Below are 13,728 nucleotides of genomic sequence, written 5' to 3' on the forward strand. Positions count from 1 at the left end.
GTAAAAATCTTGATTTAAATGGGCTCTCTTTACTCTTCGTCGCTTTTTAGCACAATATTCTCTTCGCCAAACATTTGTTTTAATAACTGAAGCGTCTTCCTTGTTGGCGCGACACTGTATTCATCTGCAAGGCGCGTTCGCGCCTGTTCTTTTTCTCTGTAAAGAATCACTTGTGTTGAACCGACATCTTGGCTTAGCACATATTTTAAGTCGCTCAGGCGTGTAGGCTGATCTTTGTCCGCCGTTAGACGAATATAGAGCGTTTGTTTTTTCTTGTTTTTGTTTAGTTGCAAAACATCAGCTGCTTTATGGATAATAAACTGCGTTTTTCCTTGCCGTTCTTCTAATACGCCTTCTAAAAACACAAGGGCGTGGGGGGCGAACAGCCCTTCATATACTTTCCACGCTTGGGGGAAGGCCACGCAACTACACTCGCCCGATTCGTCGCTCAGAGTCAAAAAGGCCATCGCTTCGCCTTTTTTCGTTACTATTTTTTTTACATCGATGACCATTCCCGCAATTCGTACTGGCTTTCTTGAAGGGATACATTCAGCTAAAGGGATACGACCGAATGGTGCTAGCCGCTCTAGTTCATTTTCAATTGGGTGGCCCGATAAATAAAAGCCAAGCACTTCACGCTCCCCTTCTAAATCTTCCATTTTCGTAGACGGCGTCACATCCAAGTAAGCTGGAACGGCAGGCTTGATTGTAAACAGCCCTCCTGAAGATGCTTTAAACGAACGGACTTGCTCAACAAAAGCTTCTGCTTTATCCAAGTTGCCGAGCAGCGTCGCTCGCGATTGGCCAAACTCATCCAATGCCCCAGCTTTAATAAGAGCTTCCATTACCCGTTTGTTGACAGCCGTTGAGGCAACATGGGCGTAAAACATAAACAAGTTGCTGTCGCTGTTTTTTCGCCGCTTGCTGATGATTTCATTGACCGCTTGGACGTTAACACCAGAAATTGGCAAAAGACCAAAGCGAATTTGGCCATTTTCAAGTTCAAATAGCAGGCCGCTTTTGCAAACAGACGGAGGCAGCACACGAATGCCTTCTTTTTTCGCCTCGTTTATATACGAATACAATTTTTCGTGATTTTGCCAAACTGAGGAAAAAAGCGCAGCAAAAAAGGCAGCTGGAAAATGGACACGCAAATAAGCAAGCCAGTAGCTAATGAAACTGTAAGCTGTGGCATGACTTTTAGGAAAGCCATAATTGGCAAACCGCTCAATTAATGAAAATATAGCCTCTGCCTCTTCAGGTAAAAACCCGTTTTCGACAGCCCGGTGAATAAATTGGTGTCTTTCTTGAATGATGACATCATGTTGCTTTTTGCTAATGGCCCTACGGAACAAATCCGCTTCAGCTAAACTATAATTGGCCGTCGCCTGCACGACTTGCATAATTTGCTCTTGGTAAACGAGAACGCCAAAAGTAGGCTCGACAATTGGACGCAGCGATTCATGGGGAACAATAGCTTGCGTGTGTCCATGTTTGCCACGGATGTATTCTGGAATAAATGCCATTGGTCCTGGCCGATAAAGAGCACTTGTAGCAACAATGTCTTCAAACTGGCTTGGCTGCAACTGTTTCAGCACTTGCCTCATGCCTGCCGACTCAAGTTGGAAAATTCCCGTTGATTTCCCTTGTTGAAGCAGCTGGAAAGTGGCTTTATCATTGAGTGGGATATGCTGCAAATTTAATGCGACACCCTCTTCTTGTTCAATTACTTTGAGCATCCGTTCAAGCAACGTCAAATTGCGCAGCCCCAAAAAGTCAAATTTCACAAGACCTAGACGCGCCAAACTATCCATATCCGCTTGCGTCACCGCATGGCCGTCGATCCCTAACTGCAACGCTGTTTTATTGTTAAGTGGCTTGTCGCTAATAATTACTCCTGCAGCATGGGTCGATGCATGCCTTGGCAACCCTTCAATTTGCTTAGCGAAAAAAAGCAACTCGTCCAGTTCAGGCGATTCAAGGCCTTTAAAGACGCCTTTTTCCTGCGCTTCATTAAGGCTGAGAGAAGCAGGGGTTAACGACTTCGCAACGCGATCGACAAAAGTATGGCGGATCGACAGCGCCTTTCCAACGTCGCGAATCGCAGCGCGTGCTGCAAATGTGCCAAACGTTAACACTTGGGCAACTCGATCATGGCCAAACCGCTCTCTAACATAAGCAATCACTTCATCACGGCGATAGTCTGGAAAATCGACATCGATATCGGGCAAACTTGCACGCTCAGGGTTTAAAAAGCGTTCAAATAAAAGATCATGGGCTAGCGGGTCAACGTCGGTAATGAACAACGTATAAGCGACGATGGAACTAGCCGACGAGCCCCTGCCTGGGCCTGTTAAAATGCCTGATTTTTTGGCATAGCCGACAAAGTCAGCGACAATTAAAAAATACGAGGAAAAACCCCGTTCTGCAATAATCGCTAACTCATGTTCCAACCGCCTTTCAGCCTCTACTGACACTGCCTTGTATCGTGCTTTCAAACCTTGCCGGCATAACGTTTCTAAGCGTTTATCTGCTTGTTCAACCGTAAGCCCATCGTAAGCAGGTATTCGCGGCTTTTCTTCAGGCAAATACGGTTCAACTTTTTCCGCAAGCGCCCTTGCCTGCAAAAGCGCTTTTTCGGGAAAACGTTCTTTCAGCGAGTTTGCGGTCGGCAAATGCCACCGTTGCCAGCCCTCTTCTAATTCAAGGTGAGTCGTCGTCGTCCCAGCCCCTATCGCACGCACAAGTTGGTAAACAGGCGCATCCTCTTTGCGCAAAAACCGGGTTGGCGGAGCAGCCACACACGGGATTTGGTGGGCATTCGCAAACTGTATGAGCTCGTGGTCGCTTTCGCCGCCTGCAAGCTCGATAAACGCCTCAAGCCCACCAGCTAGGCGCTCCCAAAAGCGCAGCCAATTGCCTTTTGCCGCAACAAAGGCTTCTTTCGGGATAAAAACAAAACACGCGGTGCTGTTTGCTTTCCATGTTTCTAGCTCAATCGCTGCCTGTTTAGTTTGAAAGCCAAGCGATGTACTATGGGCAACAAGTTGGCGATAACCTTCTTCATTTTTGGCGACCATCCGTACCGGTATTATCTCTTCATCGAGTCGGACAGTCACTTCGAGGCCAAGCAACGGTTTGAGTCCAGCTTTACGACAGCTTTGAAAAAAAGGCACAGCCCCATATAATACATGTCTATCTGTAAGGGAAAGCGCTGTGTAGCCAGCTTCCTTAGCAGCTTGTACAAGCTCATCCACCCGGTTCGTTGACTGGAGTAAGCTGTATTCGCTGTAAACATTCGTAATCAGGGCATCCACGAAACCACTTCCTCTTATTTTTCGCTACAATCCTTAATAAAAATGACTTTAATGGAAAAGGGCGCCCTATGCAACTTTCCAGACTTGTCCACAATTGACCTGCATAATTCCCCGCCCTCGGCCTTATATATGAAAGTAAAGCTTTCTTGGACGAGGTGAGCAACCTATGCTTTTGACAAAGGAAATGCTAGCGCATTTAGTCATGAACTTTTTTATTGCCTTCGGCGTGATGATCGGCGGAGCGCTAATTGGCGGCATTGGCGCTTTTTTAATCGGCAAACCGGTGTTAATTGAAATTTACAGCCTTTCCAACAGTTTGAAAATATGGGCAATTGTCGCAGCGATTGGCGGCTCTTTTGAAGCAATCACCAAAATTGAAACAGGCTTGTTCAGCGGCGTCCACGAAGACATTTACCGAACGCTAGCGATGCTGCTTGTTGCTTTTTGCGGCGCCCAATCAGGAACCATTCTACTTCGGTGGATTGTTGGAGACCCCGTCTAATGTATATACCAAACTACAGAAAACACCGAGGCTGGCTTCGCTTTTTTTCAGGTATTCTTATTGGCACATTGATTGGTTGGGGCTTTTTTCTGGCTGAGTACGGCGAACGGTATGATCACTTGTATAATGAGATGGGCAAACAGAGCATTATCATCAATGAATTACGGGCAAAAAATGACCAGCTCATTAACGACATTACGTTGCATAACGAGGAAAACTTAAAGAACCTAATTGTCCAAAGCGTGACTGTCAACTTGACGAATAGCGACAAGTACCACCTTAGCCAATTGAATGTGTATGAATTAAAACAGCAAATTTTAAAGGAACTGCGCCATTTGCAAGGAACCAACATCGAAACCATCGCAAGCATAAAAGAAGTGATCTTAAGCGCAGTCGAAAATAAAACATACACGCTCAACAACAACGAATACCGCGTCAAAACGATTAGCTTCTTTGCCATGACTGAAATGGAGCTCAATGTTGAAATTATTGAAGAAAAAAGCATTCGCTAACCGCTTATACAGCAAAAAACAGGCACGTGCCTGTTTTTTGCCACTTGCCTCTTACGTGCAAGCTTCAACAAGTTCAGTCGTAATTACGTCTGTTTCTTCCCACGAGTAGGCTGTCGCTCCAGCGGCAACTGGATGGCCTCCACCAGCATGCCGTTTAGCGATTTCATTTATCGATACTGATTTTGACCGTAAGCGGCAGCGGATTTTCGTCTCTGATTCTTCGACAAAGAAAGCCCAAGCTTCCAATCCTTCCACATCAGCAAAACAATTGACAAGCAACGAAGACTCATTGGCTGTGACGCCAAATCGGTGTAATTGTTCTGCCGTCAGCTTAATCACGCCAACCTTTTCTTGGATCACTTCAAAGTTTTGCAGTACGTATCCTTCAAGGCGAACCATGTTCAATGAACGCTTGTACAAGTTCCGATAAAATGCATTGCTGTCAAATCCTGTTTCAAGTAGCGTTGCTGTTCTCCGGAGCGTGTCGGCAGTCGTGTTGCGAAAGCGGAAACGGCCTGTATCGCCGACAATGCCGCCATAGAGCAAGAAAGCGACCTCTTCTGTAAGCTTGAATACACGTGCTACTTCTGTAAAGGCAATGACCAACTCGCTTGTGGAACTAACGGTCGTGTCAACATAAACGAGATCGCCATATGGCTCTTCATTTGGATGATGGTCAAACTTGATCACGACTTCCCCTAATTTATAGCGTTGGTCGCTAATGCGCTCTGTATTGGCCGTATCACAGACAATGACAAGCGCCCCTTTGTATACATCATCTTCAATCGTATCCATTTTTCCGAAAAAAGCCAGCGATGGCTCCTCTTCACCGACAGCATAGACCTTTTTCTCAGGAAACGCCTGTTTGATCAGAGCTTTAAACCCGAGCTGTGAGCCGAGGGCATCAGGATCGGGCCGCACATGACGGTGTATAATAATCGTCTCATATTGTTGAATGTGTTCACTGATGATCGAAAACATGGTTCCTCCTTATTTGTGCGGCTGGTCAAACCTTCCCATTCGCGATACAATAAAAGAAATCGCTTTATTTACTCATGCAAGTCGTAACAGGAGGTTTATATGGGCCGTATTTTGATCATTATTGCGATTGCCGCATTTATGTTTTATGTAATTACCCGTGTCCGTGCCTTTCGTTTGCAGGATTCCTTGGAAAAACGGATTCTCGAATCACGGGCCCGCTTGGCTCTAGGCGCCACGATGACTGCCCTTGGCGTTAACTTAGCCTTTTTTTCGTTTTATACCGCCATTCAACTCATTGTCGGAGCCGTCTTCCTTATATTCGGCCTCGCGAACGCCATTTACGGATTTCGCGCTCATAAACATTATGCAGCACAACTGGATTAGACAACATCACTCAAACTGACTGTAACGCTTGTCAGTCGAGGTGAGCCACGAAGATGCGAGCGTGTGTCTACAGTCTGGAGCTTGCCCTACTGGCAAGCTTCACTATTCAATCAACTGGGCAGTAAGCATTGCTTTTCCGACAAGTTCACCTTCGTGGTAGAGGGCGACATCAAACTTGCCATGTTTTCGGCCAATTTCCAATATAGATGGCATGATGGAAATATGGCTGTCAATTTGCACAGGTTTTAAAAAATACAACGTGACGTTTTCAAGCACCAAATCCCCGCGCTTGTGTTTCCGCATCGTTCGCCTTGCCGCCTCAACCATCAACGTCATGACAACACCGTAAGAAACGGTTCCAACATGGTCGGTCATTTGCGGTGTAATGTCACAAGTGAAAAGCAACTCATTTCCACTTCGTTTTTCTTCCATCCGGCTTGTCACGATCTCTTCGATCGTCTCTCCGACATGAGGTTGCCTTTGTGTTGTTTGTAAGGCCTTCAATACATCTTGGCGGCTAACCACACCAATCAATTTTCGCTGTTGGTCGACAACAGGGAGCAACTCAATGCCTTGCCAAACCATCAAATGGGCAACCGCGGCTATGGAAGTACGTTCATTGACCGTAATCGGGTCGCCAGTCATCACTTTTTCAATCAGCCAATGCTTCGGCTTATCAAATACATCCTTTGCTGTAATCATTCCTTGTACCCTCATTGCCTCATCGACAACGGGGTAACGGCTATGCCCAGTCCGCTCGTTGAACTCTTGCCATTTGCCAATCGTATTCGTCACTGTCAAATAGTACGTATCCTGCAATGGGATTAAAATGTCATCTACTAAGACAATTTCTTTTTTTATCAATTGGTCGTAGATGGCGCGGTTGATCATCGCTGCTACTGTGAAAGTGTCATAGGATGTAGAAATAATAGGGAGGTTAAGTTCATCAGCCAGACGGACTGCATCGGCGCTCGTGCTAAATCCGCCAGTTATGAGGACAGCTGCCCCTGTTTCTAAAGCAATCTTATGCACTTGGTAGCGGTTGCCGACAATGAGCAAGTTCCCCGCTGTCACATAGCGCATCATTGCCTCCGTTTTCATGGCACCAATCACAAAACGGTTTAGTGTTTTATGAAGGCCTGTCCGACCGCCAAGTACTTGTCCATCAACGATATTAACGACCTCTGCGAAAGTGAGCTTTTCTATATTTTCTTTTTTCTTTTTTTCGATCCGGATTGTGCCAACCCGTTCAATCGTCGAAACGAGCCCTTGCGTTTCCGCTTCCTTAATGGCGCGATATGCGGTTCCTTCACTAACACTTAAAGCTTTAGCAATAGACCGGACCGATATTTTTTCCCCTATTTGCAATTGTGTTATGTATTCAAGTATTTGTTCATGCTTTGTCGTCACCTTGGCACCACGCTTTCACCGTATCACTCTTTTATCTAGTATACGACTTGACGCGGCGCCATAGCAACTTCTTAACCAAATTCTCGTCTTTTTTCCGGTTCGGCGTTTTCCTGTTGCCTGTCTTTCTGCGCTTTTTGCCGGTATCCGCCTAGCACAGCGACCCCATTTCCAGCAATGACAAGCGCGGCGAATGCAAGCCAAGAATAGGCAAACATTTGCCCGATTCCTTCTTCATGTATCGGCAAATAATCGAATGCATAAACGACTAAAACGATGGCTGCAAGCAAACAAATGAACGAACGTTGCTTCATAGGCTCCCCCCTTGTCCTATGCCTATGCATTGCCGCTCTTAAAAAGAACAAACGTCCACATCGGTGATGTGAACGTCAAATTGTTGAAATAAGCCGTATTTTTACAGTTCTATCGTTTCGCCAACTTCCAAGACACGCCCTTCGCCGCTTTGAAGGCTGGTAACAAAAGCATGAGGATCCTGTTTAATCGGCGGAAAAGTGTTGTAATGAATTGGAACAGTTAAGCTGGCGCCAATCCATTCTGTTGCTGTTTTTGCATCTTCTGGCCCCATTGTAAAGTTGTCGCCAATTGGAAGAAAGGCCAAGTCGATAGGATGGCGCTCGCCAATAAGCTTCATGTCGCTGAACAAAGCTGTGTCGCCTGCATGGTAGATGGTCTTGCCTTCAGCAGTGAACAGAATGCCGCCTGGCATGCCTGTATAGACAATTTTTTGGCTATCTTCCTCTGTGAACGAAGAACCGTGGAAGGCTTGTGTAAACTTAACACGGCCAAAGTCAAACTGGTATGCGCCGCCAATGGACATCGGATGAACGTTTTCAACTCCTTGAAAGCCCATGTATGTTGCTAATTCGGCTACAGCGACAACCAGTGCCCCTGTGCGCTTGGCAATCGCGACTGTATCGCCGACATGGTCATTATGGCCATGTGTTAACAGAATGACATCGGCTTCCACATGGTCTGCGTTTAAATCAGTCAATTCATTTCCTGTAATAAACGGATCAATTAAAATCGTTTTTCCACCTGTTTCAATCTGGACAACGGAATGGCCATGGTAACTTACTTTCACTCGCAAGCGCTCCTTTCGAATGTTTGTCTCTTTTTGATTTATAGCCGAATTTCTTTCGACTAAAACTATTTTACCGTATACTTAAAGAAAGGAGGAGGATTCATTTGAAATTGGAACGGCTGCAAACATTGCAAAGGCAAATGGGAGAAAAGCAAGCTTGGTTTGCGTTTATAACAAGCAAAGAAAATGTCTTTTATTTAACCGGTTACCGTACGGACCCCCATGAACGCCTCATTGCCTTTTTTGTTTTTCCAAATAGCCATTTTCTTGTTGTTCCTAAAATGGAAGAAAGCATGGTCAGAAAAGCTGGATACGAAGGCGATATTCTTTCATATAGTGATAATGAAAATGTTTGGGAAAACATCTATGCCCGCATTCCCGAGCACGAGCCCCGTAACTTGCCACTTATATGTGTGGAAGAACGGCTTGTCTCTTTTGAACGGATTCGCGCTTTACAAGCCCTTGATAAACAGGTTTCGTTTACTGACTGTGAAGGACTTTTAATGGAGCAGCGCCTTCAGAAAACGAATGAAGAACTGCAAACATTGCGTGCTGCCGCTGCTTTTGCTGATAGAGGGGTAGAGTTAGGCGTAGCCGCATTAAAAACAGGCGTAACCGAAATGGAAGTCGTCGCGGCGATTGAATATGGCCTGAAACAACAAGGCATCCGGGAAATGTCATTCCAGACAACCGTCCTCTTTGGCGACCATGCGAGCGCACCACATGGAAAGCCAGGCAATCGCCAATTGCAAGAAGGCGAGTTTGTCCTTTTTGACCTTGGCGTCGTTTTAGAGGGCTACTGCTCCGACATTACTAGGACCGTTGCCTACGGAAACGTTTCCGAACAGGAGGCCACTATTTACCATACAGTCCTTAAAGCGCAAGAAGCGGCGCTCGCTGCTGCGAAGCCAGGTGCAGTCATTGGCGCTGTTGACCAAGCTGCACGCCATGTGATCACAGAAGCTGGCTATGGCGCGTTTTTTCCACACCGACTTGGACACGGGTTAGGCATTGATGTACATGAGTCTCCCTCCATGCACCAAGACAACCAAAACCATTTAAAAGAACGGATGACCTTTACAGTAGAACCTGGCATCTACATACCAGATCGTTGCGGTGTACGAATTGAAGACGATGTTGTTATTACAGCCGCTGGGTGCGAGGTAATGACAAGCTACCCGAAAACGCTGGACCCTGTGCCTGTTCGCTTATAACCGCTCTGTCCAGCTCGTAAAAACGCAAAGTGGCCTTCTCCTCGCAGGCCACTTTGCTTTACCCTTTTTTATTCGCTTACTTTGTCCATAACCATGTAAAACGTTCGCTGTCCCTATTCATCCAACGAATTTCTAAGCGTTCCATCGTGGGGAATTTAGCAGAAAGCCGATCAGCGTATTCTGCTTCTGTCGTTTCCTCATTGATTTGGAGCAAATCGACGATTTCTTCTACATGGGACCGGGCTTCCTCCCCTTTTATAACGTAATTGCCTTTTTCATACTCATAATGGTTTGGGTTATCGTATTCCCATTGATGTTCGACTCCCTCTGCAATGACCGTCACCCGTAGTGAAAAAGATTCCATAAGCTCCGTCCCCGATACAGCAGACACAGGCAATGGGCAAATCGCCGCCAATAATAGAGCAAACAGCGTCGTATACATAAGTGTGTGTTTCATTTGGACGAGCCCACCTTTTTATTACTAAGGTAGGCAAAAACATGTGTGATTATGCATTTACCGATAACGGTGAATGACGTCGACTCCACCAGTTACTTCAACGACCGTTCCTGTTACCATATCAGCATCATCTTCACATAAAAACAACACCGTTCTGGCAATATCTTCCCCTGTCCCAGAGCGGCCAATCGGCGTATCACTGTCGTTTCGCTCTCGTGCCTCTTGAATCGTCGATTCTTTCATTTCACCCATAATATTGCCAGGGCACACCATATTGGCAGTAATGCCATGCCCTGCCTCTTCGATCGAAACCGTTTTCATAAGCGAAACAAGTCCGACTTTCGCAGCTGCATAAGCGGATCGGTAAATCCATCCAGGCGCGCTATTGGCGCCTTGAAAACCGTAAAAAACAATGCGTCCAAATGATTGTTTCCGCATGACGGGGATGACTTGCTGGAGCAGGTAAAACGCTGAATTCAAGTTGCCATCGATCATATATGCCCATTCGGCTTCGCTGTAATCCATAAGCTTCTTTTTTTCAAACACGTAAGGGCCGGCATTATGGATACACAAATCGATTCTGCCAGCGAAGGAAAGGGCTTGTGCTGCTGCCGTTTGCAAGTCCTCTTTCTTCGTGACATCCGCTTGGACAAGCTGCAATTTTTTATGGGCCCACTTTTGTTGGAGCGTTTCAGCCTTTTCCTTGTCACTGAAATAAGTAACCGTTGCACTGTACCCCGCTTCCAGCAATCCTTCCACTACTTGTAAGCCCAGCCCTTTCGTCCCGGCCGTAATCAATGCATGCCTCATTGCTGTTCACCTCTTGACTAGACGCTTTTATCCCAAAGATACATGAGTCCCATTGGAAACGCAAAACAAAACCCAGTGCTAACTACTAATCAGCCTGGGTTTTGTTTTGCGTTTGTGTCATCCGATCGAGATCAGGACGTCATTTGCTGCGACGCTTTTCGTCCTCTGCTGTCCCTTGGTAATAGGAATCCATAATTTGTTCATTTACCATCTGCTCGCCAGACTCAATGTGTTCGCCATTGGTTTCTTGCTTTTTTTCCATTGTCCCACTCCTCCTTTTTCATTGCTCCTTAGTTTGCCTCCTGTATTTATTTTCTACCCCCTTTTCACAAAAAAATAAAAAAGAGGAAGCATCAATGCTCCCTCTTACATCTTTACTCGGCTTCGGATCTTGCTTAGCTGACTTTAGCCTGCACATACTATCCTTTTATAGACTGAGACAAAAGATCGTTTGCTTTTCCAAGGGCGAGCTTGACTTGCTCGAAACCGGTGCCCCCTGCGCTATTCCGTCGGCCAACAACGGTTTTGGGCTGGAGAACTTCGTAGATGTCATCGGCAAACAGGCTGCTCGCCTCTTTGTAAACTTCGATAGGCAAATCAAGCAAATACACACCTTTTTCAATTGCTGTGAGCACAAGTTTGCCTACTACTTCATGAGCTTCTCTAAAAGGCATTCCTTTTGTCGCCAAATAGTCTGCCAACTCAGTCGCATTTGAAAAGTCACTTGTGACGGCTTTTGCCATCGCATCCGTATTTACAGTCATCGTTTCAATCATTCCTGCGAAAATCCGCAAGCTGCCTTTGACTGTTTTTACAGTGTCAAACATGCCTTCTTTGTCTTCTTGCATGTCTTTGTTGTAAGCTAGCGGCAAACCTTTCAACGTTGTCAGCAAGCTGAACAGACTGCCGTACACGCGTCCGGTTTTGCCGCGGATCAATTCAGCCATATCCGGGTTTTTCTTTTGTGGCATAATGCTTGATCCAGTTGCAAAGGCATCGTCGATTTCAATAAATTGAAATTCCTGTGCAGACCATAGGATCAACTCTTCACATAACCGAGACAAATGCATCATTAGCGTCGCCGAAGCAGCGAGAAATTCAACAATAAAATCGCGGTCGCTGACGGCATCAAGGCTATTTTCGTAAATGCCCTCAAAATGAAGGAGTTCCGCAGTGTAAGCACGGTCGATCGGAAATGTCGTCCCCGCCAAAGCACCAGCCCCTAATGGAGAAATGTTCACCCGTTTTAAGCTGTCTTGCAATCGGCCGTAATCACGTTCCAGCATCCAAAAGTAGGCAAGCAAATGATGGGCAAACGAAACCGGCTGTGCCCGCTGTAAATGGGTATAGCCAGGAATCAGCGTTTCGACATGCCCTTCCGCCTGCTTAACCAATGCGGCCTGCAATGTGCGGATTGCTTCCATGATTTCTTCGGTTTGCGTCCGCAAATAGAGGTGCATATCAGTCGCAACTTGGTCGTTCCGGCTTCTTCCTGTATGCAGTTTACCGCCAACAGGGCCAATTTCATCAATGAGCAGCTTTTCTAAATTTAAATGGATATCCTCTTGAGCAGCAGAAAAGACAAGCTCTCCTGCTGCTGCTTTTTTTTGCAGCGTCTTTAGCCCATTTTTGATCTGGGCCGCTTCTTCCTCAGAAAGAATGTGTTGTTTGGCAAGCATCGTTACATGGGCAATGCTTCCTGTAATGTCTTCCTCAACAAGCTGTTGGTCAAAACCGATCGATGCGCCAAATTCATCGACCCATTGTTCTGCTGTTTTTGTAAACCTTCCACCCCACAGCTTGCTCACAGCGTGACCTCCTTTTTCTCCTTTGTCACCATGCTGTGTACTTTTGTAGGCAAGCCCCATAGGGAAATAAACCCAACTGCAGCTGAATGGTCAAATTCATCATCTGGCGTGTACGTGGCTAGTTTTTCATTGTACAAAGAGTAAGCAGATTTGCGCCCTTCGATGATCGCATGGCCTTTAAAAAGTTTGACACGGACAACACCAGTTACATGCGTTTGAGATTCTTTTAAGAAAGCAAGAAGTGCTGGTTGCAAGCTTGAAAACCAAAGCCCTTCATAAATGAGTTCAGTCAGTTTCTTTTCGATAACCGGTTTAAAGTGGGCCAATTCTTTCGGTAGCGTCAAATCTTCCAACTCTTTGTGAGCTTTGATTAGCGTCATCGCTCCTGGGCATTCATAAACTTCACGAGATTTGATGCCAACTAGGCGGTTCTCAACATGGTCAATCCGGCCTACGCCATGTTTGCCAGCGATCTCATTTAACGTCAAAATCAGCTGATCAAGAGGGTATGCCTCTCCGTTAATCGCAACGGGCACCCCTTTTTCAAAAGACAGTTCAATAATGTCTGGTGTATCAGGCGTTTTCTCAAGCGGCGCTGTCAGCGCATAGGCTCCTTCTGGCGGAGTCGCCCAAGGATCTTCAAGAACGCCACACTCATTGCTACGTCCCCACAAGTTCTGGTCAACCGAATATGGGTTGTCAAGATCAATCGGAATCGGGATATTGTGCGCTTTTGCATACTCGATTTCTTCATCACGTGACCATGCCCATTCCCTTACAGGTGCTAATACTTTTAAGTTCGGATTTAACGCTTGAATGGAAACTTCAAAGCGCACTTGATCGTTGCCTTTTCCTGTGCAGCCATGGGCTACTGCTGTTGCTCCCGTCTGTTCGGCAATCTCTACGAGCTTTTTGGAAATGAGCGGGCGTGATAACGCCGAAACAAGAGGATACTTTTGCTCATAAAGGGCATGTGCTTGCAACGCAGGCAAGACAAATGATTCAGCATACTCTTTTTTTGCGTCAATTGTATAAGATTGAATGGCCCCAACTTGAAGGGCTTTTTGTTTTACAAACTCCAAATCTTTTCCTTCGCCAACATCGAGGCCGACAGCTATAACGTCATACCCTTTGTCAGTTAGCCATTTAACGGCAACAGACGTATCCAATCCCCCAGAGTAAGCTAAAACTACTTTTTCTTTCGCCATGTGAATCCCTCCGCTATGAATAATCA

At 46.0% G+C, this 13,728-nt stretch carries 14 protein-coding genes; 4 read left to right on the forward strand and 10 right to left on the reverse strand.

Going from position 1 to position 13,728, the window contains the following annotated elements; all coding sequences use genetic code 11:
• Positions 1-29: 29 nt before the first annotated feature.
• The gene (locus V5G21_RS02440) at positions 30-3,317 is read right to left on the reverse strand and encodes a DNA polymerase III subunit alpha (protein WP_035201903.1); all 3,288 of its coding nucleotides are present in this window, start codon (positions 3,315-3,317) and stop codon (positions 30-32) included.
• 166 nt (positions 3,318-3,483) lie between these two features.
• Here V5G21_RS02440 and V5G21_RS02445 point away from each other — a divergent pair, with 166 nt between their 5' ends.
• Positions 3,484-3,819: a YtrH family sporulation protein gene (locus tag V5G21_RS02445; protein ID WP_011247568.1), complete on the forward strand. Its 336-nt coding sequence runs from the start codon at positions 3,484-3,486 to the stop codon at positions 3,817-3,819.
• Positions 3,819-4,331: a sporulation membrane protein YtrI gene (gene ytrI / locus V5G21_RS02450; RefSeq protein WP_011247569.1), complete on the forward strand. Its 513-nt coding sequence runs from the start codon at positions 3,819-3,821 to the stop codon at positions 4,329-4,331. The genes V5G21_RS02445 and ytrI overlap by 1 nt, the downstream gene beginning before the upstream one ends.
• A gap of 51 nt (positions 4,332-4,382) precedes the next feature.
• On the opposite strand, the gene V5G21_RS02455 is transcribed toward ytrI, so the two are convergent.
• Positions 4,383-5,312 carry a DHH family phosphoesterase gene (locus V5G21_RS02455; protein ID WP_011247570.1) on the reverse strand — a complete coding sequence of 310 codons (930 nt, stop codon included), beginning with the start codon at positions 5,310-5,312 and terminating at the stop codon, positions 4,383-4,385.
• 99 nt (positions 5,313-5,411) lie between these two features.
• Here V5G21_RS02455 and V5G21_RS02460 point away from each other — a divergent pair, with 99 nt between their 5' ends.
• Positions 5,412-5,696 carry a YtpI family protein gene (locus tag V5G21_RS02460; protein ID WP_011247571.1) on the forward strand — a complete coding sequence of 95 codons (285 nt, stop codon included), beginning with the start codon at positions 5,412-5,414 and terminating at the stop codon, positions 5,694-5,696.
• A 102-nt stretch (positions 5,697-5,798) separates the two neighbouring features.
• On the opposite strand, the gene V5G21_RS02465 is transcribed toward V5G21_RS02460, so the two are convergent.
• The 3 genes from V5G21_RS02465 to V5G21_RS02475 all read right to left on the reverse strand — a co-directional run bounded on the left by V5G21_RS02465 (position 5,799) and on the right by V5G21_RS02475 (position 8,205).
• Positions 5,799-7,106: a DRTGG domain-containing protein gene (locus V5G21_RS02465; RefSeq protein ID WP_011247572.1), complete on the reverse strand. Its 1,308-nt coding sequence runs from the start codon at positions 7,104-7,106 to the stop codon at positions 5,799-5,801.
• Positions 7,107-7,177: 71 nt separating this feature from the next.
• A complete protein-coding gene (locus tag V5G21_RS02470; RefSeq protein WP_011247573.1) occupies positions 7,178-7,417 on the reverse strand; it encodes a hypothetical protein in 240 nt (79 codons plus the stop codon).
• 101 nt (positions 7,418-7,518) lie between these two features.
• Complete coding sequence (locus tag V5G21_RS02475; protein ID WP_011247574.1) at positions 7,519-8,205, reverse strand: metal-dependent hydrolase; 687 nt, start codon at positions 8,203-8,205, stop codon at positions 7,519-7,521.
• A 104-nt stretch (positions 8,206-8,309) separates the two neighbouring features.
• Here V5G21_RS02475 and V5G21_RS02480 point away from each other — a divergent pair, with 104 nt between their 5' ends.
• The gene (locus V5G21_RS02480; RefSeq protein WP_011247575.1) at positions 8,310-9,419 is read left to right on the forward strand and encodes a M24 family metallopeptidase; all 1,110 of its coding nucleotides are present in this window, start codon (positions 8,310-8,312) and stop codon (positions 9,417-9,419) included.
• A gap of 76 nt (positions 9,420-9,495) precedes the next feature.
• Here V5G21_RS02480 and V5G21_RS02485 read toward each other — a convergent pair whose 3' ends face one another.
• The 5 genes from V5G21_RS02485 to V5G21_RS02505 all read right to left on the reverse strand — a co-directional run bounded on the left by V5G21_RS02485 (position 9,496) and on the right by V5G21_RS02505 (position 13,702).
• Positions 9,496-9,876, reverse strand: coding sequence for a hypothetical protein (locus V5G21_RS02485; protein WP_011247576.1), 381 nt, complete (start codon positions 9,874-9,876; stop codon positions 9,496-9,498).
• Positions 9,877-9,933: 57 nt separating this feature from the next.
• Entirely contained in the window at positions 9,934-10,686 is a 753-nt protein-coding gene (locus tag V5G21_RS02490) for an SDR family oxidoreductase (protein ID WP_011247577.1), read from the reverse strand.
• Between the two features lie 139 nt (positions 10,687-10,825).
• Positions 10,826-10,948: a hypothetical protein gene (locus tag V5G21_RS02495; RefSeq protein ID WP_011247578.1), complete on the reverse strand. Its 123-nt coding sequence runs from the start codon at positions 10,946-10,948 to the stop codon at positions 10,826-10,828.
• Between the two features lie 157 nt (positions 10,949-11,105).
• On the reverse strand, positions 11,106-12,494 hold the full coding sequence (argH, locus tag V5G21_RS02500) for an argininosuccinate lyase (protein WP_035201905.1): 1,389 nt from the start codon (positions 12,492-12,494) through the stop codon (positions 11,106-11,108).
• Entirely contained in the window at positions 12,491-13,702 is a 1,212-nt protein-coding gene (locus tag V5G21_RS02505) for an argininosuccinate synthase (RefSeq protein ID WP_011247580.1), read from the reverse strand. The genes argH and V5G21_RS02505 overlap by 4 nt, the downstream gene beginning before the upstream one ends.
• Positions 13,703-13,728: the final 26 nt, after the last annotated feature.

Source organism: Shouchella rhizosphaerae, assembly GCF_036700015.1.
Lineage (GTDB): Bacteria > Bacillota > Bacilli > Bacillales > Bacillaceae_D > Shouchella > Shouchella rhizosphaerae.